The organism is Faecalibacterium sp. An77, from assembly GCF_002161315.1.
Lineage (GTDB): Bacteria > Bacillota > Clostridia > Oscillospirales > Ruminococcaceae > Faecalibacterium.
The window spans coordinates 41,179-66,512 of record NZ_NFHK01000011.1 but is presented as its reverse complement, the minus strand read 5'-3'; the positions used below and the strand labels follow the sequence as shown (position 1 = coordinate 66,512).

General features: G+C 62.8%; 24 protein-coding genes and 2 tRNA genes. 17 read left to right on the top strand and 9 right to left on the bottom strand.

Annotated elements, in window-relative coordinates:
* Positions 1 to 10: 10 nt before the first annotated feature.
* The 7 genes from B5G28_RS05890 to dnaN form a co-directional block, all read right to left on the bottom strand.
* Entirely contained in the window at positions 11 to 589 is a 579-nt protein-coding gene (locus B5G28_RS05890; protein WP_087246816.1) for a manganese efflux pump MntP family protein, read from the bottom strand.
* 438 nt (positions 590 to 1,027) lie between these two features.
* Positions 1,028 to 3,613: a DNA gyrase subunit A gene (gene gyrA / locus B5G28_RS05885; RefSeq protein ID WP_087246814.1), complete on the bottom strand. Its 2,586-nt coding sequence runs from the start codon at positions 3,611 to 3,613 to the stop codon at positions 1,028 to 1,030.
* A 90-nt stretch (positions 3,614 to 3,703) separates the two neighbouring features.
* On the bottom strand, positions 3,704 to 5,692 hold the full coding sequence (gyrB, locus tag B5G28_RS05880; protein ID WP_087246813.1) for a DNA topoisomerase (ATP-hydrolyzing) subunit B: 1,989 nt from the start codon (positions 5,690 to 5,692) through the stop codon (positions 3,704 to 3,706).
* Positions 5,693 to 5,814: 122 nt separating this feature from the next.
* Complete coding sequence (locus tag B5G28_RS05875) at positions 5,815 to 6,084, bottom strand: DUF370 domain-containing protein (RefSeq protein WP_087246811.1); 270 nt, start codon at positions 6,082 to 6,084, stop codon at positions 5,815 to 5,817.
* Between the two features lie 23 nt (positions 6,085 to 6,107).
* On the bottom strand, positions 6,108 to 7,211 hold the full coding sequence (locus B5G28_RS05870) for a DNA replication/repair protein RecF (RefSeq protein WP_087246809.1): 1,104 nt from the start codon (positions 7,209 to 7,211) through the stop codon (positions 6,108 to 6,110).
* The gene (locus tag B5G28_RS05865; RefSeq protein ID WP_087246807.1) at positions 7,211 to 7,426 is read right to left on the bottom strand and encodes an RNA-binding S4 domain-containing protein; all 216 of its coding nucleotides are present in this window, start codon (positions 7,424 to 7,426) and stop codon (positions 7,211 to 7,213) included. The genes B5G28_RS05870 and B5G28_RS05865 overlap by 1 nt, the downstream gene beginning before the upstream one ends.
* A 14-nt stretch (positions 7,427 to 7,440) precedes the next feature.
* Positions 7,441 to 8,547, bottom strand: coding sequence for a DNA polymerase III subunit beta (gene dnaN / locus B5G28_RS05860; protein ID WP_087246805.1), 1,107 nt, complete (start codon positions 8,545 to 8,547; stop codon positions 7,441 to 7,443).
* Positions 8,548 to 8,604: 57 nt separating this feature from the next.
* On the opposite strand from dnaN, the gene B5G28_RS14420 reads away from it, so the two are divergent.
* Positions 8,605 to 8,820, top strand: coding sequence for a hypothetical protein (locus B5G28_RS14420; RefSeq protein WP_144265483.1), 216 nt, complete (start codon positions 8,605 to 8,607; stop codon positions 8,818 to 8,820).
* 133 nt (positions 8,821 to 8,953) lie between these two features.
* Here the strand turns inward: B5G28_RS14420 and dnaA are convergent, their stop codons facing one another.
* The gene (dnaA, locus tag B5G28_RS05855) at positions 8,954 to 10,276 is read right to left on the bottom strand and encodes a chromosomal replication initiator protein DnaA (RefSeq protein WP_087246803.1); all 1,323 of its coding nucleotides are present in this window, start codon (positions 10,274 to 10,276) and stop codon (positions 8,954 to 8,956) included.
* A 411-nt stretch (positions 10,277 to 10,687) separates the two neighbouring features.
* On the opposite strand from dnaA, the gene rpmH reads away from it, so the two are divergent.
* From rpmH to jag, 5 genes are all read left to right on the top strand, one after another.
* Positions 10,688 to 10,822, top strand: coding sequence for a 50S ribosomal protein L34 (gene rpmH, locus B5G28_RS05850; protein ID WP_087231281.1), 135 nt, complete (start codon positions 10,688 to 10,690; stop codon positions 10,820 to 10,822).
* A 282-nt stretch (positions 10,823 to 11,104) separates the two neighbouring features.
* Positions 11,105 to 11,524, top strand: a complete 420-nt coding sequence (rnpA, locus tag B5G28_RS05845) for a ribonuclease P protein component (RefSeq protein WP_087246801.1) — start codon at positions 11,105 to 11,107, stop codon at positions 11,522 to 11,524.
* Entirely contained in the window at positions 11,521 to 11,811 is a 291-nt protein-coding gene (gene yidD / locus B5G28_RS05840) for a membrane protein insertion efficiency factor YidD (protein WP_087246799.1), read from the top strand. The genes rnpA and yidD overlap by 4 nt, the downstream gene beginning before the upstream one ends.
* 82 nt (positions 11,812 to 11,893) lie before the next feature.
* Entirely contained in the window at positions 11,894 to 12,979 is a 1,086-nt protein-coding gene (locus tag B5G28_RS05835) for a YidC/Oxa1 family membrane protein insertase (protein ID WP_087246797.1), read from the top strand.
* A gap of 5 nt (positions 12,980 to 12,984) precedes the next feature.
* A complete protein-coding gene (gene jag, locus B5G28_RS15175; RefSeq protein ID WP_087246795.1) occupies positions 12,985 to 14,169 on the top strand; it encodes an RNA-binding cell elongation regulator Jag/EloR in 1,185 nt (394 codons plus the stop codon).
* A gap of 629 nt (positions 14,170 to 14,798) precedes the next feature.
* On the opposite strand, the gene B5G28_RS14415 is transcribed toward jag, so the two are convergent.
* Entirely contained in the window at positions 14,799 to 15,251 is a 453-nt protein-coding gene (locus B5G28_RS14415; RefSeq protein WP_144265482.1) for a hypothetical protein, read from the bottom strand.
* Positions 15,252 to 15,305: 54 nt separating this feature from the next.
* On the opposite strand from B5G28_RS14415, the gene mnmE reads away from it, so the two are divergent.
* From mnmE to B5G28_RS05775, 11 genes are all read left to right on the top strand, one after another.
* Complete coding sequence (gene mnmE / locus B5G28_RS05825; protein ID WP_087246832.1) at positions 15,306 to 16,676, top strand: tRNA uridine-5-carboxymethylaminomethyl(34) synthesis GTPase MnmE; 1,371 nt, start codon at positions 15,306 to 15,308, stop codon at positions 16,674 to 16,676.
* A gap of 56 nt (positions 16,677 to 16,732) precedes the next feature.
* Positions 16,733 to 18,622 carry a tRNA uridine-5-carboxymethylaminomethyl(34) synthesis enzyme MnmG gene (mnmG, locus tag B5G28_RS05820; protein ID WP_087246793.1) on the top strand — a complete coding sequence of 630 codons (1,890 nt, stop codon included), beginning with the start codon at positions 16,733 to 16,735 and terminating at the stop codon, positions 18,620 to 18,622.
* Positions 18,615 to 19,322, top strand: coding sequence for a 16S rRNA (guanine(527)-N(7))-methyltransferase RsmG (rsmG, locus tag B5G28_RS05815; RefSeq protein ID WP_087246791.1), 708 nt, complete (start codon positions 18,615 to 18,617; stop codon positions 19,320 to 19,322). Before mnmG ends, rsmG begins: the two co-directional genes overlap by 8 nt.
* A 150-nt stretch (positions 19,323 to 19,472) precedes the next feature.
* The gene (locus B5G28_RS05810; RefSeq protein ID WP_087246789.1) at positions 19,473 to 20,282 is read left to right on the top strand and encodes a ParB/RepB/Spo0J family partition protein; all 810 of its coding nucleotides are present in this window, start codon (positions 19,473 to 19,475) and stop codon (positions 20,280 to 20,282) included.
* A gap of 261 nt (positions 20,283 to 20,543) precedes the next feature.
* On the top strand, positions 20,544 to 21,056 hold the full coding sequence (locus tag B5G28_RS05805) for a GNAT family N-acetyltransferase (protein ID WP_087246787.1): 513 nt from the start codon (positions 20,544 to 20,546) through the stop codon (positions 21,054 to 21,056).
* Complete coding sequence (locus B5G28_RS05800) at positions 21,041 to 21,352, top strand: GNAT family N-acetyltransferase (RefSeq protein ID WP_087246785.1); 312 nt, start codon at positions 21,041 to 21,043, stop codon at positions 21,350 to 21,352. The genes B5G28_RS05805 and B5G28_RS05800 overlap by 16 nt, the downstream gene beginning before the upstream one ends.
* Before the next feature lie 183 nt (positions 21,353 to 21,535).
* Positions 21,536 to 22,354, top strand: coding sequence for a ParA family protein (locus B5G28_RS05795; RefSeq protein WP_087246782.1), 819 nt, complete (start codon positions 21,536 to 21,538; stop codon positions 22,352 to 22,354).
* A gap of 16 nt (positions 22,355 to 22,370) precedes the next feature.
* Positions 22,371 to 23,255, top strand: coding sequence for a ParB/RepB/Spo0J family partition protein (locus B5G28_RS05790; RefSeq protein WP_087246780.1), 885 nt, complete (start codon positions 22,371 to 22,373; stop codon positions 23,253 to 23,255).
* A 64-nt stretch (positions 23,256 to 23,319) separates the two neighbouring features.
* Positions 23,320 to 24,645, top strand: coding sequence for a serine--tRNA ligase (gene serS, locus B5G28_RS05785; protein ID WP_087246778.1), 1,326 nt, complete (start codon positions 23,320 to 23,322; stop codon positions 24,643 to 24,645).
* 319 nt (positions 24,646 to 24,964) lie between these two features.
* Positions 24,965 to 25,041, top strand: a tRNA-Met gene (locus tag B5G28_RS05780).
* A gap of 88 nt (positions 25,042 to 25,129) precedes the next feature.
* A tRNA-Glu gene (locus B5G28_RS05775) sits at positions 25,130 to 25,201 on the top strand.
* Positions 25,202 to 25,334: the final 133 nt, after the last annotated feature.

Sequence of the window (25,334 nt, the reverse complement as noted above, 5' to 3'; positions counted from 1 at the left end):
GCTGCCCGCCTCAGAGGGAGGAGACGAAAATCTCCAGGCCGATAAAGATCAGGATGACGCCGCCCAGGATGGAGGCCTTGCCGGCCAGGCGGGTGCCGAAGGTGCGGCCGATCACCAGGCCGCCCCAGCAGATCACAAAGGTCACCACCGCAATGATGGCGGCGCAGACCACCGCCATCAGGGGGCCGTACTCAGCGATGGTGAAGCCCACCGACAGCGCGTCGATGGAGGTGGCGATGCCCTGCAGGATCAAGCCGCCCTTGCTGACCCCTTCGCACTCCTCGTCCCCCTTGCTTTTGATGCCCTCCAGCAGCATTTTGCCGCCGATGTAGCACAGCAGCAGCAGGGCAATCCAGGGGATAAAGACGGTAAAGCCCTCAAACAGCTGCAAAACGGTGTGGACGCAGATCCAGCCCAGCAGGGGCATCAGGGCCTGGAACCCCGCGAACACCCCCGCAATGGTTCCCATCCGGCGGCGGTTCATGCAGGGCTCATGCAGGCCGTTGGCCATGGACACCGAGAAGGCATCCATGGCCAGGCCCACGCCCAAAAGCAGGCTGTTGACAAAAAAACGCAGACTCCAGGTCATTTTACAGTTCCTCCATTCCTGACAAGCAGCATAAAAAACGGACACAGCCCCGCGGGCTGTGTCCATCGATCCGTTGTTCCCAAAAAGGCAGACTCCATGTACACAGCACCTGCGTGCTGAGGACATGAGTCTCGCAATAGGGGCACGCCCTGACCGGCGTCCCCTCTGGCAAGCCAGGCCGTCCGACGGCCAGTATGTTGACTTGCCGCGCCGGCGGTTTGCAGCCGGCGCCCGCTACTCCCTCATGGATGTTTTGCTTGTTCCGCCCTAGGATATCATATGGTTCCGGGGTTTGTCCATAGAAACCGTCGGGGCCGCGGCTTTTCTGGTCCGGCGCGGGTTTGGGCGGAAACCGGCCAAAGGACGCCAAAAAGCCCCCGTCCGGGGTCCGGGCGGGGGCTTGGGTCGGTATGGGAAACAATCCAGCGGCGGGGAAGGTTATTCCTCGGTGTCGGTATCGGTGGCCGGGGTTTCCGCGGCAGCTTCGGCAGCCTCTGCGGCCTCCAGAGCGGCCACTTCCTCGGCGGTGGGCTCGCCGTCGGCGGTGTCAGCCTCGGGCTTGGCGGTCTCGGCCTCGTCGTCGTGGTCGGTGCGGGCCACCACCGTCACCCGGTCGGTGTCGCCCAGGCGCATGACCCGGACGCCGCTGCCGTAGCGGCTCTGGATGGTGATATCCGCGGCGTGCATCCGGATGATGACGCCCTCCTGGCTGCTGAGCAGCACATCGTCGATGTCGTCCACAATCTTGATGCCGGCCACCTTGTCCTTGGAGGCGTCGTAGTTGCGCACGCCTTTGCCGCCGCGGCCGGTGAGGCGGTAATCCTCGATCTGGCTCCGGCGGCCCTTGCCCTGTTCGGTGACGGTCAGGACGGTGGCGCCTTCGCGGCAGATGGAGACGCCCACCACTTCGTCCCCTTCCTCCAGGCGGATGGCCCGGACGCCGTGGCCGCCGCGGCCCATGGGCCGGGCGTCGCTCTCATAGAAGCGGATGGCCTGGCCGTTGCGGGTGGCCACAATCAGGGTGTCGTTGCCGGTGGTGAGGCGGGTCCAGGCGATGGAATCTCCCTCGTTGAGGGAAATGGCAATCAGGCCGCTCTTGCGGATGTTGGCGTACTGGCTGAGGGGGGTCCGCTTGATGAGGCCCTGACGGGTCACCATGGTGACAAAGCCGTCCTCGCCGCTGTCCTTGGCGGCCTGGCGCAGCATATTGGTGACCTTTTCGCCCTCGGCCAGCTGCAGCAGGTTGACGATGTGGGCGCCCTTGCTGGTGCGGCTGCCCTCGGCGATGGTATAGCCCTTGATCCGGAACAGGCGGCCCCGGTCGGTGACAAACAGGACATAGTCATGGGTAGAGCCCACGAACATTTCCTGGACAATGTCCTCTTCCTTCCGGGTCATGCCCAGGATGCCGCGGCCGCCGCGGTGCTGGGCCTGATAGATGGCCTTGGGCTGGCGCTTGACGTAGCCGGCCTCGGTGAGGGTGTAGACGCACTGCTCCTCAGCGATCAGGTCCTCGATATCCACCTCGCCGGTGACGGTCTCGATCTCGGTGCGGCGCTCGTCGCCAAAGCGGCGCTTGATTTCCAGCAGCTCCTCCTTGACGATGGCCAGCACCCGCTGGTCGTCGGCCAGGATGGCCTGCCAGTCGTCGATCTTGCTCTGCAGGGCGGCCAGCTCCTCCTCGATCTTGAGGATTTCCAGGCCGGCCAGACGGCCCAGCTGCAGTTTTACGATGGCGTCGGCCTGGGGATCGTCAAAGCCGAACTTCTCCATAATGGCGGCCTTGGCCTCGGCCATGCCGCCCTTGCAGGCGCGGATGGTGGCGATCAGCTCATCCACAATGTCGGTGGCCTTTTTCAGGCCTTCCAGGATGTGGGCCCGCTCCTGGGCCTTCTTCAGGTCATAGCCGGTGCGCCGGCGGATGACGTCGTCCTGGAACTCGACGTATTTGGCGATCATCTGCTTGAGGGTCAGCACCCGGGGGATCTTGTGGTCGATGGCCAGCATGATGACGCCCACGGTGTCCTGAAGCTGGGTGTAGCGGTACAGCTGGTTCAGAACCACCTGGGGGTTGGCGTCCCGGCGCAGGTCGATGACCACCCGCATACCCTTGCGGTTGGTCTCGTCGTTCAGGTCGGTGATGCCCTCAATTCGCTTGTCCTTCACCAGGTCGGCGATGCTCTCGATCAGCCGGGCCTTGTTGACCATATAGGGGATCTCGGTGATGACAATCTGGAACCGGCCATTCTTCTTTTCCTCGATGACGGCACGGCCCCGCAGGGTGATCTTGCCGCGGCCGGTGGCGTAGGCGGCACGGATGCCGCTGCGGCCCATGATGATGCCGGCGGTGGGGAAGTCGGGTCCCTTGATGTGCTCCATCAGGCCCGCCAGGTCAATGTCGGGGTTGTCGATGTAGGCGATGCACCCGTCGATGACCTCGCCCAGGTTGTGGGGCGGGATGTTGGTGGCCATGCCCACCGCGATGCCCTGGCTGCCGTTGACCAGCAGGTTGGGGAAGCGGCAGGGCAGCACCTGGGGCTCCTTCTTGGTCTCATCGTAGTTGGGGTCCCAGTCCACCGTATCCTTGTCGATGTCGGTGAGCATTTCCACCGCCATCCGGCTCATGCGGGCCTCGGTGTAACGGTAAGCAGCCGGGGGGTCGCCGTCCACCGAACCGAAGTTGCCCTGGCCGTCCACCAGCGGGTAGCGCAGGGAGAAGTCCTGGGCCAGACGGACCATGGCGTCGTAGACCGACGCGTCGCCGTGGGGGTGGTAGGAGCCCAGCACCGCGCCGACGGTGTCGGCCGACTTGCGGTAGGGATGGTTGGGGTCGTTGCCGCGCTCGTGCATAGTAAACAGGATGCGGCGGTGAACCGGCTTGAGGCCGTCCCGCACGTCGGGCAGAGCACGGGAGGCAATGACCGACATCGAGTAATCCAGGAAGGCGGTCTCAATTTCTTTCTTGACGTCCCGGATGATTTTCTTGGTCCCGGTGCCGGGTATCATGACGTAATCTTCTTCCATAGTTCCTCCAAAAGAGCGGCGCAGGGCCGCCGGCTGTTCCGGGTGGGAATCCGGCGGCGGGCCGCAGGGTTTGTTCCGTATTCCGCCTGGTTATACGTCAAGCCGTGCGTACTGGGCGTTGTTCTCAATGAAGCGGCGGCGGGGCTCCACCTGGTCGCCCATCAGGATGGTAAAGGCCTCGTCGGCTTTCTCCGCGTCCTCGATGGTGATCTGGACGATGACCCGGTTGTCGGGGTTCATGGTGGTCTCCCACAGCTGTTCGGGGTTCATTTCGCCCAGGCCCTTGTAGCGGTTGACCTTGGCGCCGGGCATTTCCTGGCTCAGGGCCGCCATTTCCTTCTCGTTGTAGGCATACTTGACCACGTTGCCCTTCTGCACCCGGAACAGGGGCGGCTGGGCGACGTAGATGTGGCCCTGCTCAATCAGGGGCCGCATATACCGGAAAAAGAAGGTCAGCATCAGGGTGCAGATATGGGAGCCGTCCACGTCGGCATCGGCCATGATGAACACCTTGTCGTAGCGCAGCTTGGAGATATCGAACTCGTCGCCGATGCCGCAGCCCAGAGCCAGAACCACCGGCATCAGTTTGTCGTTGCCGTAGATCTTGTCGGCCCGGGCCTTTTCCACGTTCAGCATCTTGCCCCACAGGGGAAGGATGGCCTGGATGGCCGAGTCGCGGCCCATCTTGGCCGAGCCGCCGGCCGAGTCGCCCTCGACGATGAAGATTTCGGTCTTGGAGGGGTCGTTTTCGCGGCAGTCGGCCAGCTTGCCGGGCATCCGGCTGTTTTCCAGCACGCTCTTGCGGCGGACCAGTTCCCGGGCCTTCTTGGCGGCGGCGCGGGCGCGGGCCGCCTGGGTGGCCTTCTCAAAGATGGCCTTGGCCACCGCCGGGTTCTCCTCAAAGAACTCGGTCAGCTTGCTGTAGACCATGTTGGACACCAGGGTGCGGATCTCGGTGTTGCCCAGCTTGGCCTTGGTCTGGCCCTCAAACTCCGCCTCCTGCAGCTTGACCGAGATGACGCAGATCAGTCCCTCCCGGACGTCCGAGCCGGACAGGTTCTCGTCCTTGTCCTTCAGCAGGCCGTGGCTGCGGCCGTAGTCGTTGAACACGCGGGTGAGGCTGGACTTGAAGCCCTCCTCGTGGGTGCCGCCGTCGGGGGTGTTGACGTTGTTGGCGAAGCTCAGCAGCAGCTCGTTGTAGCTGGTGTTGTACTGCATGGCGATTTCCGCCTCGGCCCGCTCGGTCTTGCCCGAGAGGTAGATCACGTTGGGGTGCAGCACTTCCAGATTCCGCTTTTCGTTCAGGTAGCTGACAAAGCTGCGGATGCCGCCCTCATAGCACATGACCTCCTGCCGGAAGCAGGGCTCGCCCTCCTGGCCGTCCTCCAGAATGGGGGTGTAGAGCTCCCGCTCGTCGGTCAGGGTGATTTTCAGGCCTGCGTTCAGGAAGCTCTCCTCCCGCAGGCGCTTTTCCAGGGTGTCGAAGCTGAAAACGGTGGTCTCCTTGAACATCTCGGGGTCGGGCTTGAAGGTGACCCGGGTGCCGGTGGAGCCTTCGGGTGCGTCGCCCACCTCGTGGAGGGGGCCGTCGGGGTCGCCGCGGCGGAAGGTCTGCTCGTATTCCTTGCCATCCCGACGGACCCGGACGTTCAGCCATTCGGAACAGGCGTTGACCACCGAGGCGCCCACGCCGTGGAGGCCGCCCGAGACCTTATAGCCCGAGTTCTCGCCGCCGAACTTGCCGCCGGCGTGCAGGATGGTAAAGACGACGGTGACGGCCGGCAGGCCGGTGTCGGGCTGTACGCCCACCGGAATGCCGCGGCCGTTGTCGGTGACCTCGATGATGTCGCCCTCTTTGATCTTGACCTCGATGTGGTCGCAGTGGCCCGCCAGGGCCTCGTCGATGGAGTTGTCCACGATCTCATAGACCAGATGATGCAGGCCCCGCTCGCCGGTGGAGCCGATATACATACCCGGCCGTTTGCGGACTGCTTCCAGGCCCTTGAGGACCTGAATTTCGCTGCCGTCGTACTCGTGGTCGGTGGCGGTGTCGGCGCCGGTGATGATATCCTCTGCCATTGTATCTCTCCCTCTTGTATCAGATTTGCTTCTATTCAAACGTTTTTTCGCGGTGGATGTCAGTGTGTCCTTTCAGCGGGAAAAACCTGCGCTGAAAAGGGCAAAAATCTGCGCTCCGGGCCTTATTCCCCGGCCCAGTCGGGCAGGGGCTGCTCGGCGCGGCGGCGCAAAGCGGCGCTGGACAGCTCGGACAAATAGACGGTGTCCACCGGGCTGTCGGCCAGAACATAGCTCTGGGGCAGTTCGTCCGACAGGCTGACCACCGCCCCGTTTTTCTGGGCATACTCCAGAAAGCTGCGTCCCCGGGGGGACACGGTGGTGGTCTCCAGGCTGAAAATCCCGATGATGTCCCGGCTGTTCAGGACATAGTCCCGGCCCAGATGCAGATACATGGTCTGCCTCCCTCTCTGAAAGGCTAAAGCTGCGTCAGGACGCCGCCCTCCATCCGGCAGATGACGCCGTCGGTATGGAGCAGGGCCGCGTCGTCGCAGCTGGTAACAAAGGTCTGCCGCTCCCGCATCCGGGTCAGCAGATAGGCCCGCCGGCCCTCGTCCAGCTCGCTGAGGACGTCGTCCAGCAGCAGCACCGGCCGTTCCCCGGTGATCCGGGCGGAGGCGTCGGCCTCGGCCATTTTCAGGCTCAGCACCACGCTGCGCTGCTGGCCCTGGCTGGCAAAGCTGCGGGCGGGCTGGCCGTCCAGATCCAAAGCCAGGTCCTCCCGGTGGGGGCCGCAGAGGCTCTGACCGGCCCGCAGTTCCTCGTCGCGGCGGCGGGCCAGCAGCTGGGCCATCCCGCCCGGCTCAAACTGAGCCTCATACCGGATGGAAAGCTGTTCGGCACCCCGGGACAGTTCCCGGTAATTGTCCGCCGCCATAGGGGACAGCAGGGCCAGATAGTCCCGCCGCCGGCTCTGGATTTCCTCGCCGCAGCGGGCCAGTTCCAGGTTCAGCACCTCCAGCAGATCCAGCTTTTCCCGCAGGGGGATTTCGGGCTGGCTGGAGGAGCGGCGCAGCAGGCTGTTTTTCTGCTGCAATACCCGGGTATACCGGCGGTAAAGGGCCAGATAGCCGGGGTAGAGCTGGCACAGAGCCGCATCCAGAAAGCGGCGCCGGCCGTCGGGCGGGCCTTTCACCAGGCTCAGATGCCCGGGGTCAAAGACCACCGCCGGAAAGCTCCCTGCCAGGCTGGAGGCCCGCTTGGGAGCGGCGCCGTTCCAGACGGCGTAACGGCCGGGTCGCTCGGTTCCGGCCGCGCCCACCGTGAGGCGGATCTGGTTCTCCTTGCCGTTGTCCCCCACGGTGACCGCCTCCAGGGCGGCGAAAGGGGCGTCCCGCCGGATCAGCTCGATGTCCTTGCCGCCGCGGAAGCTCTTGCCCCCGGTCAGAAGCCAGACGGCCTCCAGCAGGTTGGTTTTTCCCTGGCCGTTGTTGCCGCAGATGACGGTCAGCTCAGGCCCGGGCACCAGGGAGGCCGCAGCGATGTTGCGGTAATTTTCCAGGGTCAGTGAAGCCAGGCGCATTACTGTCCCTCAGCGATTTTGACGGTCCGGCCGTCCAGCTGGATGGTGTCGCCGGGCACGCATTTCTTGCCCCGCATGGTGCAGACTTCGCCGTTCAGCAGCACCTCGCCGGCCTGAATCCGCTCCTTGGCCTCGCCGCCGGTCTCGGCCAGGCCCGCAAATTTCAGCAGGGCGTCCAGCTTGATATATTCGGTGTGAATCACAACCCGTTCCATACCCACAAGCCTCCTCAATCGTTCCTAAACCGCACCGGCAGCACCAGATACAGGAAATCTTCCCCTTCGGCCGGCAGGATCTTCACCGGGCTCAGGGGACCACTCAGCTGGATGCGGACCTGTTCGGTCCGGGCGTTGCGCAGGGCGTCCAGCAGATAGCGGTTATTGAAACCGATTTCAACTTCTTCGCCCTCGCAGGCGGCAGCAAATTCATCCACCACACGGCCCAGACTGGTCTGGCAGCGGACGATGACTTTACCCTCTGTAAAGGTGATGCGGAGGGGATTCTTTAAACGCTCTGTAATAATCAGAGAGGCCCGCTCGATGGTCTCGATGAAGCCCTTGGTGTCCAGCACCGCCTGGGTGCGGTAGCCCTCGGGGATGACGTTCTTGTAGTTCAGGAACTCGCCCTCGATCAGGCGGCTCATGATGGTATAACCCGCTGTAATAAAGACCACATAGCGGCGGTTGGCGCAGATGCGGACCTCGGCCTCGTCGTCGTTGGCCAGCAGCCGGAGCACCTCGTTCATGGTTTTGCCGGGGACGATGATGCGGATTTCCTTGTTGGCGGGGACTTTCCGCTCCACGATGGCCAGCCGGAAACCGTCCAGGGCCACCACCGTCAGGCTCTCGGTGCCGATTTCAAACAGCTCGCCGGTGTGGGCGGGGCGTTTTTCGTCCTGGCTGACGGCATACAGGGTCCGCTCCACCATCTCCCGGAAGGTGCCGGTCTTGATGGTGAGGGTTTCCTCGGCGCCGGTGTTGGGCAGCTGGGGAAAATCGGTGGCGGGCATGCTCTGGATCTCAAACTGGGCAACTCCACCCTGGATCGTTGTTTTTCCGTTGTCAGCCACCGAGATGTTGATCTGTCCGGCCGGCATCCGGCGGACCATGTCGCTGAGCAATTTGGCATTCAGCACGATTTCGCCCGGCTCCAGGACGTTGGCCTCGATGGTGGTGACGATGCCCAGCTCCAGGTCATAGCCGGTGAGGGTCAGGGTGAAACCTTCAGCTTTCAACAGGATGCCTTCCAGCACCGGCACGGTGGACCGGAGAGTCACCGCCCGGGAGACGCCGTCGATGGCGGCGCTCAAAAGTGTCTTATCACAGATGATTTTCAAGATGTGTTCTCCCTTTGCTTGCTCTTATTGGCCGGGGCGTCTGGGCAGACCGGCCGTTTGAATGAAAAAGAGGTGCGTCAGCGCCTCTCTATTAAACTTGTTGCAGTAAAAGTAGTAGGGGCTGGGGATTGTGTGGAAAACTCGGATTTTCCTTTTCCTGACAGAGGTTTTGCTTTTCCACCAGATTGTGAAGGGTTTGTGGACAGTTGGTGGAATCGGGGTTGGCGTCCAGGTTTTTCACAGGCGCTGTGGAAAAGAAAAGTTGAATGTTGAAAACTCGGTGTAAAAAGTGGAGAACTTCTCCGGCCTTCCGGCCCGTTTTGGACAAAAGCAGGGGAGAGGCCCCGGGTTTTCGACTTGTTCTGCCTTTTTTGGGGAAAATCCAACGGCTGACGGCTGTTTCCGGTCAGGCCTTCACGTTCTTGATGATGTCGTCCACCGTCTCCCGCAGGTGCTGGTCGTTCTTCATGTCCCGCTCCATGGTCTTGAGGGAGTAGACGATGGTGGAGTGATCCCGGCCCGAGAACTCCCGGCCGATGTCCTCCATGCTCATGCCGGTGACCTCCCGCAGGATATAGATGGCCACGCGGCGGGCGCTGGCAATGGACGCGTTCCGCTTGGTGCCCCGGATGTCGGTGACCGACACGTTGAAGGTGCGGGACACCTCCCCGATGATCTTTTCCACCGTCACCGGGATGGGCTGGGTCTCGTTCAGGATGTCCTTGATGGCGTTCTGGGCCACCGAGATCACCGGCTGAATGCCCTCCAGCATATAGTAGGCGTTCAGCTTCTTGACGGCGCCCTCCAGCTGACGGATGTTGTTTTTCAGGTGATTGGCGATGAATTCCGCCACATTTTCGGGCAGATCCAGGTGGAGCAGCTCGGCCTTGCGCTTGACGATGGCCACGCGGGTCTCAAAATCCGGCGGCTGCACGTCGGCGGTCAGGCCCCACTCGAAGCGGGTGCGCAGACGCTCTTCCAGGCTCTTGATCTCCTTGGCGGGGCGGTCCGACGCGATGACAATCTGCTTGTGGGCGTCGTGGAGGGAGTTGAAGGTGTGGAAAAACTCCTCCTGGGTGGACTCCTTGCCGGCGATGAACTGGATATCGTCGATCAGCAGCAGGTCGGCCACACGGTATTTCATCCGGAAATCCTCGGTGCTGCCGGCCCGGATGGCGGCGATCAGCTCGTTGGTGAACTGCTCGCAGGTGACATACATGATGACAAAGTCGGGATGGGTCCGCTTGATCTCAATCTGGATGGCGGTGAGCAGGTGGGTCTTGCCCAGGCCCGAGCCGCCGTAGATGAACAGGGGATTGTAGGCCCCCGAGGGATTGGCCGCCACAGCCTGGGCCGCCGCAAAGGCGAACTGGTTGGACGGGCCTTTGATGAAGTTTTCAAACGTGAACTCATAATTGCCCTGGGGGCTGGCGGGGTTCAGGTCATACTGCTGAGCCAGGACCACTTCATGGGGCGGGGTGCTGGGGACAACCAGCTGAATGTCCACGTCAAAGCCAAGGACAGACTTGAAAGCTTCCTTCAGCAGCCCGAGGTAGCGGTCACTCACAATCTTGCAGATGAAATCGTTTCGCACCGACAAGGTGATATGGCTCGAGTCCTCAAAGCTCACCGGCTCCAGCCCGTCGATGTAAAGGTTGTAGGTGGGCTCTGCCATCTGGCCTTTGCAGTAGAGCTGGGCGGCTTCTAATACGTCCTTGAAAGAATCCATAAAAACATCCACTCCATTGAAGTTTTCAACATAGGTACCGATACCCTGTCAGTATAACACAAAATCGCCAAAACGTCCAGAATCGGGGGTCTATTTATATAATGTAATGAGTATGGGCCGCAAACGGGGGTTCCATGCGCCGGTTTGATGTTGTGTCGGGAACGGCGCCTATCCCTAAAATGTTGTGTATGGGGCGGTTTTCAACGGCCAAAAGTGAAAATGTTGAAAAACTTTGCACAGAAAAATTTTGATGGAAAGCGAAAAAATGCTTGACAGAAGGCAAATTGATGCGATATACTATTAAATCGCAAGCCTGTCCCCTCTGGCCCCGCGTTTCAGGGGCGCATTACAGGGGCGCATAACCGACGATCACCCCGCACCCCGGGGGACAAGTTTTAGGAGGATATCACCATGAAGAGAACGTTTCAGCCCAAGAAGCGCCAGCGCAAGCAGGTTCACGGCTTCCTGACCCGTATGAGCACCAAGAACGGCCGCAAGGTCATCAATGCCCGCCGTGCCAAGGGCCGCAAGAGCCTGACTGTCTGATTGCAGCAGTGAGGCCGGCTGCATCCGGCTGCCGCGGCGTCCGGGCTGCCTTTAAGGCGGCCCGCCGAGGAGGCCGCAGGGCGGGCAGTTCCGGCCAGACAATCAAAGAATGCGCACGAAAAAGGCCGCTGATGGAAATTGGTGGCCTTATTTTTTCAGGAAAAACTGGAATTGTGTGAAAAAATTCGGGCGGCGGTCTTTCAAAGCCGCCCGTTTTTTGCTATACTGACATGGTAGGGCCCTGCTTTTCACACAGGACCGGACAAGATAGGAGGCCCGCAGATGCGATACCGTCCGCTGCGGCATAACAGTGAGTTCGGGCGGGTCTATGCGCGGGGCAAGGCGTATGTGGACCATGCCCTTGTGCTGTATGTGCTGAAAACCCGCGCCAAACAAACCCGCGTCGGCCTGACCGCCACCAAGAAGGTGGGCTGCGCCGTCCAGCGCAACCGCGCCCGCCGGGTCATGAAGGCGGCCATCGACGAACATCTCGACTACAACATCGGGGGCTATAACCTGGTGTTTGTGGCCCGCGCCGCCACACCCCGCCTCAAGAGCTGGCAGGTGTCCCGGGCCGTGGCCCGGCTGTTCCGCCAGGCCGGCCTGCCCGACCGGGCTCTGGAACCCGGCGCACCCCCGCCCTCCAGCCTGCCCCCCGCAAGAAAGACCGCCCCGTCCGCCCAGGAGGGGAGCCGTCCGTGAACCGCTGGCAGAAACTCTGCCGGGATGCGCTGTGCGTCCCCATCCGGCTGTACAAGCGTTGGATCAGCCCGGGGCTTGGGCACAACTGCCGGTTCACACCCACCTGCAGCGAATACGCCATCCAGGCCATCCAGGTCCACGGCTGTCTGAAGGGACTGCTGCTGACCGCCTGGCGGATCGCGCGCTGCAATCCCTTTGGCCGCTGGGGCTATGACCCCGTCCCCGAGCCGGGACGGTGGCGCAGTCCCCGCCGGGTGCTGCATCCGGCCCGCAGGCCCAAAAAATAACTTTGCTTCTTGTGACGGCCCGGCAGCTGTGAGCGGGTTGTCCCACGCATAAAAAACGTTCCGCGCTCACAGGCGGGACAGAATGGAAGCGCATATGAATTTTCTCTACATTCTCGCCTGGCCGCTCGGCTACGTCATGGAGCTGATCTACAACATCATCCCCAACTACGGCTGGGACCTGATCATCTTCACCCTGCTGATCCGGCTCCTGAGCATCCCGCTGTCCCTCAAACAGCAGAAAAACATGGTGCGGATGACTGCATTCCAGCCCATGATTGAGGAGATCCAGAAAAAGTACAAGGACAAGCCCGAAAAGCAGCAGGAGGAGATGCTCCGCCTGCAGCAGGATTTCGGCTACAACCCCACCTCGGGCTGCCTGCCCATGCTGCTGAACTTCTTTGTGATGTTCGGCGTCATCGGCGTCGTCTATGAGCCCCTGAACCGCATCTTCCACATCAGCAACGACCTGCTGACCACTGCCGGCACCGCTCTGACCAACCTGGGCATTCAGTTCACCAACATCACCCGGGACAACCTGATCATCGAGCAGATCCTGGCCGGGGAGCAGAGCATCATCAGCATCTTCTCGGACAGCCAGCTGCAGACCATCACCGAGTTCAGCAAGCACATGAGCTTCTTCGGCATCGACCTGACCAAAGTGCCCCAGTACAGCCTGTCGGCCGAGAACCTGCCTCTGCTGATTTTCCCCATCCTGGCTTTGCTCACCAGCTTTGCCTCCACCTGGTACAGCATGAACAGCAGCGGCCAGAAACTCCAGGGCAGCATGAAGGTCACCATGTACCTGATGCCCCTGATGTATATCTTCTTCTGCTTCACCGTTCCCACCGCTTTCTCTCTGTACTACGTCATTTCCAACGTGGTCATGGTGATCCAGAGCGCCGTCATGAAGAAAATCTATAACCCCGCCGAGGTCAAGGCCCAGGTGGCCGCCGAGATCGAGGCCAAGCGCAAGGAACAGCGCCGCGGCGTCAAGAGCACCGTGGTGAAGGTTGTGGACGAAAAGACCGGCCAGACCGTGGAGAAGAACATCTCGGCCAGCGAGATGAACAAGCGCCGTCTGGAGTACGCCCGCCAGCTGGACCAGGAAAAGTACAAAGACGAGAGGACGGTACCTCTGTCTGAGCTGAACAAAACGAAGGAGGAGTGAGCAGAATGATCCGTTCCAAGGAAGCCACCGGCAAGACGGTGGAGGAAGCCCGTGCCGCAGCCTGCGCCGCCCTGGGTGTCAACGAAGACGACCTGAACGTCAGCTATGAAGTTCTGGAAATGCCCCAGAGCACCGGATTTCTGGGCCTGAAGAAGATTCCTGCCCGGGTGCGGGTCATGGTCGAGGAGGAAGACCCGACCCCCGCTCCGGTGGAAAAGCTGGTGGTGAAGGCTGCCGTGAAGGTGGAGAAGCCCGAAAAGGCAGAGCCCGCCCAGCCCGCTGAACCTGCCGAGAAGGCCGAGCCTGCCCAGGCCGCACAGCCTGTGGAAAAGACCGAGCCCGCTGCCAAGCCTGCCAAGAAGCCCGCTCCCGCCAAGGAAGAGGCCAAGGCAGAGCCCAAGGCTGCTGTAACTGCCACTCCCGCGCCGGTGGACGAGACCCCGGTGCCCATTGATATTGAGTCTAACGCCAAGGTGAAAGCCGCGGTGGATTACCTGAAAGAGATTGTGGCCCTGATGGGCGTGGAGAACGTGACCTTCAGCGCCCTGCAGAAGGGTGAGGCCACCATCATCCGCCTGGACGGCGACAAGATGGGCGCGCTCATCGGCCGCCGCGGCGAGACCATGGAGAGCCTGTCCTATCTGGCCAGCCTGGTGGCCAACCGCCTGGAAGGCGATTACATCAAGCTGGGTCTGGATGTGGCCGGCTACCGCGGCAAGCGTGAGAACGACCTGACCGCTCTGGCCCAGAAGATCGGCCAGAAGGTGCGCCGCAGCGGACGCAGCTTCTCGATGGAGCCCATGAATCCCTACGAGCGCCGGATCATCCACTCGGCCATCAGCCAGATGGAAGGCCTGCGCAGCGAGAGCAAGGGCGAGGGCAAGGACCGCCATGTGGTGATCTATTCCACCGAGCCCGGCGCCCAGACCGAGGCCAACGAGCGCCGCAGCCGCGGCGGTCGTGGGGACCGTCGGCCCAGTGACCGGAACGGCCGCGGCCGCAACGATCGTTCGGGCCGCGGCAACGGCAGCCGTTCCCGTTCGGGCGGCAGCCGCGGGCCCCGTCCTTCCAGCGTGCCTGACCGCACTTATGTGGCGGTGGACGCTGCCGACGCCGCACCCGTTGCGCCCAAGCGCAGCCAGCGCGTCGACGATTTCGCCGATCTGGACTTCGGCAAAATCGAACTCTAACCTACTTTTTCGAGAAAAAGTAGGCAAAAAGCTTTTCACTGGGTGCCATCAAGTTTCCGGGTCTCCGGAACTTCCACGGGGCCGTTACGCCCCGGCTCGCTCCCGGCGTTTGCGCCTGCGGCGCGGTATGCAAACACAGCGACCGCGTCCGGCGCAGAAAATTTGGGCAACGGCAACCCGGACCTGCGCCCGGTACGATGCAAAGTGTTAATACACCCTGATTTCCTCTTTTTGCAAGGCCCGGCCAATCCCGGAGAAAAGTGGTCCCATCTGTTTTGCTATAACCGCGCATTGCGGCACCTATAACAGAGAAATTTCCTCGCTCCTTTGGGGGCGGGGAAATTTTGTTTGACAGGGGATGTGTTTCTGGTAGTCCATCGGCTTTGGGGGTATCGGATGTGCGGCTGAAAGGGGAGGGATGAGCCTTTTTCAAAAGGGTCTCGGATTCTCCACAGAACAGGAAATCTTTGTGGAAAACCTGCCCGCAGATTTCAGCGGCCGGGCGGGGAAGAGCTGAATGTATCCGCTGTGTTTGCATCGTACCCGGGCGCAGGTCCGGGTTGCCGTTGCCCAGATTTTCTGCGCTGGACGCGGTCCGCTTGAAAATTTGAACGGCTGTCCTCTTGCGCTTAGCCAATTTTCCCGGCGGGCGGCAATGCGCCCTTGTGAAAATTGGAGCGCTGCGCCAAGCACACCTCGCTGCATCGTCCGCTGGACGCGCTTCGGTGTGCTTGCCCCAACTCCGGCTCGGCTGTTTCTGCCGCAGGCAGCGCCTCGCCTACGTTGCCGGACGTAACGTGAGCGCGGCAAAGTCCGCAACCATCTGTCACCCTATAAGGAGCGGCCAGAGTGGACGGTACCCAGTGAAAAGCTTTTTGGATACTTTTTCTCGAAAAAGTATCGCGATGGAAGGACAAAAAATGGAAAATAGCCATCCAGAGAAGGCAAAATGATACGGGGATGGTTTTGAGAGTGTATCTTTTGAAGAAAATATACAGTTTGGAAAATACAAAAGAGGGAATGTTTTTCCACAGGAAAAGAGAAACCGGTGGAAAATGTACCGCCCGCCGGCTGTATTTCATTTTTTGTCCAAACGTGGTACAATACACACAACACCAAAGGAGGGACACCCCATGATGGAAAACAGTACCATTGCGGCCATCGCTACGCCCCCCGGCCAGGGCGGTATTGCGGTGGTCCGCCTGTCCGGCCCCGAAAGCTATGCGGTGGCGGAGAAAGTATTTCGCCCCGCCGACTCCCGCAAACAGGTGGCCGACGCCAAGGGCTATACCGCCCTGTACGGAACCTTTGTCCACGGGGGAGAAACCTTTGACGACGGGGTCGCCCTCTTTTACCGGTCGCCCCGCAGCTATACCGGAGAGGACGTGGTGGAACTGTCCTGCCATGGCGGCGACGCCGTGGCCCGGCGCCTGGTGGAAGCCTGCCTGGCCGCAGGTGCTGTCCCAGCCGGACCGGGCGAGTATACCCGCCGCGCCCTTTTGAACGGCAAACTCAGCCTCACCCAGGCCGAGGCGGTGATGGACTTGATTTCGGCCGGCGGGCGGCAGGGCGCAGCTCTGGCCAACGCGGCCCGGGACGGCGCCCTGGCCCGGAAGATTTCCGCCCAGCAGCAGATCCTCACCGACCTGCAGGCTCACCTGACCGCATGGGTGGATTTCCCCGAGGAGGACGTCCCCGCCCTGGAAACCGATGCGCTGCGCGCTTCCCTGGAAGAGGTAAAGGCCGGGCTGGATGAACTGATTGAAAATTACAACGCCGCCGCAGTGCTGCGGGAAGGGGTGGACTGCGCCATTGTGGGCCGCCCCAACGCCGGCAAATCCACCCTCCTGAATTTGTTGGCCGGCTTTGACCGGGCCATCGTCACCCCCATCGCCGGCACCACCCGGGACGTGGTGGAGCAGGCGGTCCAGCTGGGAGAGATAAGGCTCAACCTGTTCGACACCGCAGGTCTGCGGGAAACCGACGACCCGGTGGAGGCCGAAGGCGTCCGCCGCAGCTGGGCCAAGCTGGCCGAGGCGGGTTTGGTTCTGGCGGTGTTTGACGGCTCGTCCCCCCTGGCCAAAGAGGATCTGGACCTGGCCCGCCGCTGTGCCGAGTGCCGGGCCATTGCCCTCATCAACAAGGAGGACCTGCCCATCCAGTTTGACGCCGAGGTGATCGCCCCCTATTTCGCCATGGTGATCCCGGTCTGCTGCAAAGAGGAAGGGGCCAGGAAAGTCATCGCCGCGGCGGTGGCCCGGCTGCTGGGCACCGGCCGCATCGACCCCCACGCCGCCAGCCTCTCGGGCCAGCGGCAGCTGTCGGCGGCCCTTCGGGCCCGGGACGGCGTCAACGGTGCGCTGGACGCTCTGGCCACCGGCTTTGGCCTGGACGCGGTGTCGGTCTGTGTGGACGACGCCCTGGACGCCCTCTATGCCCTCACCGGCGAGAACGCCACCGAGGCTGTCATCGACCAGGTATTTGAGAAATTCTGTGTGGGCAAATAACCGGCGCAGGGGAGGGGACCAAACCGGAGCCATCCCCCCAAATGGAAAGGAACTCTATGAACCATCTTGGAGACTATGATGTGATTGTGATTGGCGCGGGCCATGCCGGCATTGAGGCGGCCCACGCGGCGGCGGTGTTGGGCGCCCGCACCGCCGTCTTTACCATGAGCCTGGACGCGGTGGGGAATATGCCCTGCAACCCCAGCATCGGCGGCACCGCCAAGGGCACTCTGGTGCGGGAGGTGGACGCTCTGGGCGGCCTGATGGGATTGGCGGCGGACGCCACCGCCCTTCAGAGCCGGATGCTCAACCGGGGCAAGGGCCCCGCGGTCCACGCCCTGCGGGTTCAGACCGACCGCAAGAAGTACAACGCCTGGATGAAGCACGCTCTGGAACTGACCCCCGGCCTGGCCATTCATCAGGCCGAGGTGGTGTCCATCCAGATTGAGAACGGCCGGGTGAAAGGGGTGGTCACCCAGCTGAACGGGGAGTACGGCGCCAAGTGCGTGGTGATTGCCACCGGCACCAACCTGGGCGGAAAGATCTTTGTGGGAGATGCCTGGTACGCCTCGGGTCCCGACGGGATGCACGCCTCCAATGCCCTCACCGAGAGCCTGCGGGCGGCAGGGCTGCCCCTGCGCCGGTTCAAGACCGGCACCCCCGCCCGGGTCCATCGCCGCAGCATCGACTTCGACAAGCTGGAGCGCCAGCCCGGCGACCCGGAGGAAACCCTGCAGCCTTTCAGCTTCATGACCACCCAGCCGGTCCGCAATCTGGTGGACTGCTACATTGCCTACACCAACCCCGAGACCCACAAGATCATCCTGGACAACATCCAGCGCAGCCCCCTGTACGGCGGCATGATCGAGGGGGTAGGGCCCCGCTACTGCCCCTCCATTGAGGACAAGGTGGTGCGGTTTGCCGGCAAGGACCGGCACCCCATCTTTGTGGAACCCTGCGGTGAGAACACCGAGGAAATGTATCTGCAGGGCGCGTCCAGCAGCCTGCCGGAGGATGTGCAGAACGCCTTCTACCACAGCATTGTGGGCTTTGAGCATCTGGAGATTCTCCGCCCGGCCTACGCCATCGAATACGACTGCGTGGACCCCACCAGCCTGGCCCCCACGCTGGAGAGCCGGCAGGTGGAAGGCCTCTACGGCGCGGGCCAGTTCAACGGCACCTCCGGTTACGAGGAGGCGGCGGCCCAGGGCCTGCTGGCCGGCCTCAACGCCGCCCGCCGCGCCCTGGGAAAAGAACAGCTGGTGCTGCCCCGTCAGACCAGCTACCTGGGCACCCTGGTGGACGACCTGGTGACCAAGGGGGTCATGGACCCCTACCGGATGATGACCAGCCGCAGCGAATATCGGCTAACCCTCCGGCAGGACAACGCCGACACCCGCCTGACCCCCATCGGCCGGGAATACGGCCTGGTGTCGGACGAGCGGTGGGCCCGGTACGAGGAGACCCGGCGGGTGCTGGAAGCCGAGCGGGCCCGCCTCCACGAAACCCACGTCAAGACCGCGCCCCTCCAGGCGGCCATGGAGGCTGCCGGCCTGACCCCCGCCCAGCAGGGCGGTCTGGCGGATGAACTGCTCCGCCGTCCCGAGATCAACTACAGCCTGATGGCCCAGGTCATCGGCTGGGGGGAGGGGGTCACCCCCATGCTGGCCGAGCGGATCGAAACCGAGATCAAGTACGCCGGCTACATCGCCCGCCAGGACCGGATGATCCGGGACATGGCCCGGCGGGAAAAGACCCTCATCCCGGCCGGCTTCCAGTACGAGGGCCTCACCGGCCTGACCCTGGAAGCCCGGGAAAAGCTCAACAAAATCCGGCCCCGCAGCCTGGGACAGGCGGGGCGCATCCCCGGCGTGTCCCCGTCCGACCTTGCCCAGCTGAGCATCGCGCTGGCTGCGGCCCAGAAGAAGGAGGCCTCCCATGATTGATAAAAACCGCCTTGCGGAAAAGTGTTCCACGTGGAACATCACTCTCACCGGCACCCAGCTGGACCAGCTGGACCAGTACGCCGAGCTGCTGGTGAGCTACAACCAGAAGGTCAACCTGACCGCCATCACCGACCCCGAGGGCATCGAGGACAAGCACTTCCTGGACAGCCTGCTGTTTGCCTGCCAGCCCGAGGTGGCGGGGAAGATGGTGGACGTGGGAGCGGGAGCCGGGTTCCCCGGCATCGTCACCAAGATCTACAAGCCCCACCTGGACCTGACCCTGATGGAGCCCACCGGCAAGCGGGTGGACTTCCTCCGGTACGCCTGCGAGACCCTGGGTCTGACGGGGGTCAGCTTTGCCAAGGAGCGGGCCGAGGAGGCCGCCCGCAAGAGCTGGCGGGAACAGTTCGACCTGGTGTCGGCCCGGGCGGTGGCCGCCCTGCCGGTGCTGGCCGAATACTGCCTGCCCCTGGCCAGGGTGGGGGGACACTTCCTGGCCATGAAGGGCGCCTCCGCCGCCGAGGAGCTGGAAGCCGCCCAGGGAGCCATCCGCAAGCTGGGAGGCAAGTACCGGGAGACCCGGGCCTTCCATCTTCCGGGCGGGGACGCCCGCAGCCTGGTGCTGGTGGAAAAAATTTCGCAGACTCCGACCGTATATCCCAGAAACGGCGGAAAAATTGCGAAAGCGCCCCTGAAATAAGGCGGAATATCTCGGCTCGCCTCGAACGGCGGCGAACGATTTTTCTGGAAAGCGCAGCGCTTCTGTGGTACTCTTGAACTGGAAGAGTTTCCCACGGGGGCGCTTTTTGTTTGCGCCCGGGATGGGACTTCACGGGAAGGAGGACAAGCCGTGTTTGACCGCAGAAAACCGGTGGGGAAGGTGGTGGCGCTGCCGGTGGAGCAGATTGAGCCCTCGCCGTATCAGGCCCGCCGCGTCTTTGACCAGGAGGAGCTGGCGGGGCTGGCGGCCAGCATCCGGGAGAATGGGCTGCTGCAGCCGGTGACGGTCCGCCGCCTGGGCCCCGACCGGTACGAGCTGATCGCAGGGGAGCGGCGGCTGCGGGCCTGCAAGCTGGCCGGCATGGACCGGGTGCCCGCCATCCTGCGGGACTATCAGGACGACCAGACCGCCGCCCTGAGCCTGCTGGAAAACATCCAGCGGGCCGACCTGAACCCCTTTGAGCAGGCCCGGGGCCTGCAGGACGTGCTGGCCCTCTGGGGCTGTACCCAGGCCGAGGCCGCCAAGCGGCTGGGGATGGCCCAGCCCACCCTGGCCAACAAACTGCGGCTGCTTCAGCTCACCGCCGACCAGCAGCAGTTCATCCTGGAAAATCACCTCACCGAGCGCCACGCCCGGGCGGTGCTGCGGCTGCCCGAGAACCGCCGCAGCGAGGCCCTCATCACCATCAGCCGCCGCCGGATGAATGCCCGGGCCGCCGACCGCTATGTGGAACAGCTGCTGCAGGAGACCGACACCCCCGCCCAGAAACCCCGCCGCCTGCCCATGGTGCGGGACGTGCGGATCTTTGTCAACACCATCGACCACGCCATCCGGCTGATGACCGACAACGGCGTCCCCGCCACCGCCCGACGGGAGGAGGGGGACGGCTACATCGAGTACACCGTCCGGATTCCCACCGGCCCCGGCACCGGCAAGTGAACCCGGACCACCACCCCGGCTCCGCCGCCGGACAAGCCCTGCTGCAGGGCGGGGGATGGGCCGGACGGCCGGGCCGCTTCTGCGCCGGCCGGGCGGCGTGGACGGGCCTCCGGCCCGCAAACCGATTCCTATTTCAGAGCCTCCGCACAGACCACCCTCCGGTCTGGGGCGGGGGCTTTTTTGTGGGAAAAGGTTCCACGTGGAACATCTTGCGCGGCGGGCCCGGGTCTGGTATCATGGAAGAAAAGGAGGGGATCACCCATGGAGCTGGAACTGCGTCCCCGGACCCAACAGGAGGTCCGCATCTACTTTGCCCGCACCCGGGACCCGGAGATCCAGGCCCGGATTCCCCAGCGCAGCCAGACGGTGGAGCAGGCCCTGGAGGACTACCGCCGGTCCCTGGCTCCCGGCGCGGACAGCTATGGCCGGACGGTTTGGGCCGACGGCGTCTATGTGGGGGACGTCTGGTGTTACTGCATCCACGCCGAGCCCGACCCCGACGCCATGGTCAGCTATTGCATCTTTGAAAAGGACCGCTGGGGGCAGGGGGTGGCCAGCCGGGCGCTGGAACAGTTCCTGGCCGATGCCGGGCCCCGGTTCGGCCTGAAACGGGTAGGGGCTTTTGCCTACGCCGACAACCCCGCCTCGGTGCGGGTGCTGGAAAAGAACGGCTTCGCCATCCAGGAAACGTTTGAGGAGGAGGGCCGCCGGTCCTTCTACCTTGTGCGGGAAATAGAAGAAACAGGGAGGCTGGACAAATGGAATACAGAGTGATCAGCAACCGGATTACAGCGGTGGAGAAGGACCAGGTTCTGGGGGAGATTACCTTCCCGGACTGCGGGCCGGAGACGGTGGTCATCGACCACACCTGGGTGGACCCGTCCCTGCGGGGACAGGGGGTGGCCGGCCAGCTGGTCAAGCGGGCCGCCGACGCTCTGCGGTCCACCGGCCGCAGGGCCCGCGTCACCTGTTCCTATGCCCGGGACTGGTTTGAGCGCCATCCCGAGGAGGCCGACGTCCTGGCGGACGGATGGGAGAAGGACCACGCCGCCTGCCGGCTGGGCCGCTGAAAAGGGCAGAGAAGGCCCCCGCCGAAACCGGGGGCCTTTTTCAGACCCAAATTTTACCGGTTTTTGCCCCATTCCCGGTGTGAATCATTTGACGTTCCCCTGCGAATGGATTATAATAGAGTGCGTAACAAGACTGAGAAATGTTCCACGTGGAACATTGCATGAGAGGGAGGATTCCGGTTCGTGGGTAAGATCATAGCAGTGGCAAATCAGAAGGGCGGTGTGGGCAAGACCACCACCGCCGTCAATCTTTCGGCCTGCGTGGCCGCCCTGGGCAAAAAGGTCCTGATTGTGGACCTGGACCCCCAGGGCAACGCCACCACCGGCTACGGCATCTCCAAGCGGAGCGTCGAGACCGGCACCTATGAGCTGCTGATCGGCGACGCCGAGCCCAGGGACGCCATCCGCAAGACATCCTTCCGGGCCGACGTGCTGCCCTCCAACACCCGTCTGGCGGGCGCCGCCCTGGAGCTCATCGACCTGCCCAACCGGGAGAGCCGCCTGCGCAAGGCCCTGGCTCCCATCCAGCAGGACTATGACTTCATCTTCATCGACTGCCCCCCCAGCCTGGACCTGCTGACCCTCAACGGCCTGTGCGCCTGCGACAGCGTCCTGATTCCCATTCAGTGCGAGTACTACGCCCTGGAAGGTCTGAGCGAGCTGATCAGCACCCTCAAGACCGTTCGCCGCAAGTACAACAACTACCTGGACATTGAGGGCGTGGTGTTCACCATGTACGCGGGCCGGTACAACCTGACCCTGCAGGTGGTGGAACAGGTCCAGAAGTATTTCGGGGACAAGGTCTACCAGACCACCATTCCCCGGGCCATCCGCATTTCGGAGGCCCCCAGCTACGGCCAGCCCATCAACTACTACGAACCCAAGGGCAAGGGCAGCGAGGCCTATATGGATTTGGCCATTGAATTCGTCAAGCGCAACCGCCCGCGGGACCCCCAGCCCCGCCGCCGTCGCGCCAAAGCAGCCAAGCCGGAAACGGCTTGAGAGGGGAGGGTGACAGATGCCAAGAGGAAGAGGCGGCCTGGGCCGCGGATTGGAGAGTCTGTTTGAGGACGCAGCCCCCAGCCTGGAATCAGACGGCGGGGTGCGCACCGTCCCCCTGCGGGAGATTGAGCCGGACCCCGGCCAGCCCCGCAAAACCTTCCCGGAGGAGAGCCTGTCCGAGCTGGCCGACAGCATCAGCCAGCACGGCCTGCTGCAGCCCATTGCGGTGCGGCCCCAGTCCATGGGCGGATACCGGATTGTGGCGGGCGAGCGCCGGTGGCGTGCCTGCCGGCTGGCGGGCCTGACCGAGGTGCCGGTCATCATCCTGGACGTGTCGGATCAGGAGGCCATGGAACTGGCCCTGATCGAGAACCTCCAGCGGGAGGACCTGGACCCCATCGAAGAGGCCTGCGGCATCCGGGAACTGATGGACCGGTGTGAGCTGACCCAGGAACAGGCAGCCCGCCGGCTGGGCAAGAGCCGCAGCGCGCTGGCCAACAGCCTGCGCCTGCTGAACCTGCCCCCGGAGGCCCTGGAACTTTTGAAAGCCGGCAAGCTGACGGCGGGCCACGCCAAAGCCATTCTGGGCCTGCCCAGCCCCGAGCTGCAGGTTCAGGCGGCTCAGCTCATTGCAGAGCACAACCTGAACGTCCGCCAGGCCGAGGAACTGTGCCGCCGTCTGGCCAAGGAGGCCAAAGAGGCGGCGGCCCCGGAACCGGCGCCCCGTCCGGCCCTGCCGGTGGAAGTGGAGGAGAGCCTCCGCCAGACCCTGGGCAATGAGGTGTCGGTGGCCTATAAGGACGGCAGAGGAAGCCTGACGGTACATTTCTACTCGGACGATCAGCTGCGGGCGTTTGCCAACCTGCTGGGCCATTACGAACAGCAGGGGAGCGGGGTGTAAAACCCCGGCGCTCCGGTGCGATTGTTTTTGTGGGAAACCTGAGTGATATAAAGGAGAAATCGAAATGCTTGACATCAAATTTGTCCGTGAGAATCCGGACGCAGTCAAAGAGAACATCCGCAAGAAGTTCCAGGATGCAAAGCTGCCCCTGGTGGATGAGGTCATCGAGCTGGACGGCAAGTACCGCAAGTGCCTGCAGGAAGCCGAGAACCTGAAGGCCCAGCGGAACAAGCTGAGCAAGGCCAACGGCCCCCTGTTCGGTCAGCTGAAGAAGTGCACCGACGAGGCCAAGAAGGCGGAGCTGCAGGCCCAGATCGACGCCAACAACGCCGCCGTCAAGGCCGACGCCGAGCAGCTGGCTGCCCTGGACACCGAGAAGGACAAGATGGCCGCCCGCATCCAGGAGATCATGTACACCATCCCCAACATGATCGACCCCAGCGTGCCCATCGGCCCCGATGACACCCACAACGTGGAGGCTCAGCGGTTCGGCGAGCCGGTGGTGCCGGATTTCCCCATCCCGTACCACACCGAGATCATGGAGAGCTTTGACGGCATCGATATGGACGCCGCCGGCCGTGTGGCCGGCAACGGCTTCTACTACCTGCTGGGCAACATCGCCCGGCTGCACGAGGCTGTCCTGGCCTACGCCCGCGACTTCATGATCAGCAAGGGCTTCACCTATGTGATTCCTCCCTTCATGATGCACGGCAACGTGGTGCAGGGCGTCATGTCCTTCCCCGAGATGGATGCCATGATGTACAAGATCGAGGGCGAGGACCTGTACCTGATCGGTACCTCCGAGCACACCATGATCGGCCGGTTCATTGACCAGACCATCGACGAGGCCAAGCTGCCCCTGACCCTCACCAGCTACAGCCCCTGCTTCCGCAAGGAGAAGGGCGCCCACGGCATCGAGGAGCGCGGCATCTACCGGATTCACCAGTTCGAGAAGCAGGAGATGATCGTGGTCTGCCGTCCCGAGGAGAGCAACGACTGGTACGAGAAGCTGTGGCGCTACTCGGTGGAGCTGTTCCAGAACATGGAGATTCCCGTCCGTCAGCTGGTCTGCTGCTCGGGCGACCTGGCCGACCTGAAGGTCAAGAGCTGCGACATCGAGGCATGGAGCCCCCGCCAGCAGAAGTACTTCGAGGTGTGCAGCTGCTCCAACCTGGGCGACGCCCAGGCCCGCCGCCTGCACATCCGCGTCAAGGGCGCCGACGGCAAGAGCTACCTGGCCCACACCCTGAACAACACCTGCGTGGCTCCTCCCCGTATGCTGATCGCCTTCCTGGAGAACCATCTCCAGGCCGACGGCTCGGTCACCATTCCCAAGGTCCTGCAGCCCTACATGGGCGGCCTTGAGGTGATGGTCCCCAACCACAAGTAATCACCCCCGCAAAAACTTAAAAGCGTTTTCAGCCGCCCTCGGCCCCACAGCGGGACCGGGGGCGGCTTTTTTGTTTGGGCCGGTCACGCCGGCCGGAAGGGAAAGGCTGGGATCATGGCTCCGGGGCGGGGGAAGGGACTGGCTTGGAGAGGCAGCCGGCCGGTATAAAACCGCCCCGGATGGGCTATGCTAAAGGGAGAAACGGCGCCCTGTCAGGACTTGTGAGAAAAAAGTGTACTTTTTTCAAAATACCTGTTGACAAATTGCGAAGGATTGGTTATAATAATGGAGCGTTCCGCGGGAGCGCAAAGATGAATATGGCGGTATAGCTCAGTTGGCTAGAGCATTCGGTTCATACCCGAAGTGTCACCGGTTCAAATCCAGTTACCGCTACCATTTACAGAGTTTCGCTAAAATAAGGGGGACGTCGTCTGCAATAGTGGACGAGGATGTCGGAGATTTTAGCGAAGCTCTGTGTTTCTAAGGCCCGTTGGTCAAGCGGTTAAGACACGGCCCTTTCACGGCTGTAACATGGGTTCGATTCCCGTACGGGTCATATAAAAAGCTCCCCAGCTTAGGCTGGGGAGCTTTTTTATGCTAGCCGTACGTGGAATCGAACAGGGCGGCGGCCCGCAGGCCGCAAAATTGATCCAGTGGATCAATTTTAGCCCGCGGGTATTCCCGTACGG

Coding starts and splice junctions, on each gene's coding strand:
- B5G28_RS05890 (WP_087246816.1), bottom strand. CDS start 589: ATGACCTGGAGTCTGCGTTTTTTTGTCAACAGCCTGCTTTTGGGCGTG.
- gyrA (WP_087246814.1), bottom strand. CDS start 3,613: ATGGAAGAAGATTACGTCATGATACCCGGCACCGGGACCAAGAAAATC.
- gyrB (WP_087246813.1), bottom strand. CDS start 5,692: ATGGCAGAGGATATCATCACCGGCGCCGACACCGCCACCGACCACGAG.
- B5G28_RS05875 (WP_087246811.1), bottom strand. CDS start 6,084: ATGTATCTGCATCTGGGCCGGGACTATGTCCTGAACAGCCGGGACATC.
- B5G28_RS05870 (WP_087246809.1), bottom strand. CDS start 7,211: ATGCGCCTGGCTTCACTGACCCTGGAAAATTACCGCAACATCGCTGCG.
- B5G28_RS05865 (WP_087246807.1), bottom strand. CDS start 7,426: ATGGAACGGGTTGTGATTCACACCGAATATATCAAGCTGGACGCCCTG.
- dnaA (WP_087246803.1), bottom strand. CDS start 10,276: ATGGATTCTTTCAAGGACGTATTAGAAGCCGCCCAGCTCTACTGCAAA.
- rpmH (WP_087231281.1), top strand. CDS start 10,688: ATGAAGAGAACGTTTCAGCCCAAGAAGCGCCAGCGCAAGCAGGTTCAC.
- rnpA (WP_087246801.1), top strand. CDS start 11,105: ATGCGATACCGTCCGCTGCGGCATAACAGTGAGTTCGGGCGGGTCTAT.
- B5G28_RS05835 (WP_087246797.1), top strand. CDS start 11,894: ATGGAAGCGCATATGAATTTTCTCTACATTCTCGCCTGGCCGCTCGGC.
- jag (WP_087246795.1), top strand. CDS start 12,985: ATGATCCGTTCCAAGGAAGCCACCGGCAAGACGGTGGAGGAAGCCCGT.
- B5G28_RS14415 (WP_144265482.1), bottom strand. CDS start 15,251: ATGAAATACAGCCGGCGGGCGGTACATTTTCCACCGGTTTCTCTTTTC.
- mnmE (WP_087246832.1), top strand. CDS start 15,306: ATGGAAAACAGTACCATTGCGGCCATCGCTACGCCCCCCGGCCAGGGC.
- mnmG (WP_087246793.1), top strand. CDS start 16,733: ATGAACCATCTTGGAGACTATGATGTGATTGTGATTGGCGCGGGCCAT.
- rsmG (WP_087246791.1), top strand. CDS start 18,615: ATGATTGATAAAAACCGCCTTGCGGAAAAGTGTTCCACGTGGAACATC.
- B5G28_RS05805 (WP_087246787.1), top strand. CDS start 20,544: ATGGAGCTGGAACTGCGTCCCCGGACCCAACAGGAGGTCCGCATCTAC.
- B5G28_RS05800 (WP_087246785.1), top strand. CDS start 21,041: ATGGAATACAGAGTGATCAGCAACCGGATTACAGCGGTGGAGAAGGAC.
- B5G28_RS05790 (WP_087246780.1), top strand. CDS start 22,371: ATGCCAAGAGGAAGAGGCGGCCTGGGCCGCGGATTGGAGAGTCTGTTT.
- serS (WP_087246778.1), top strand. CDS start 23,320: ATGCTTGACATCAAATTTGTCCGTGAGAATCCGGACGCAGTCAAAGAG.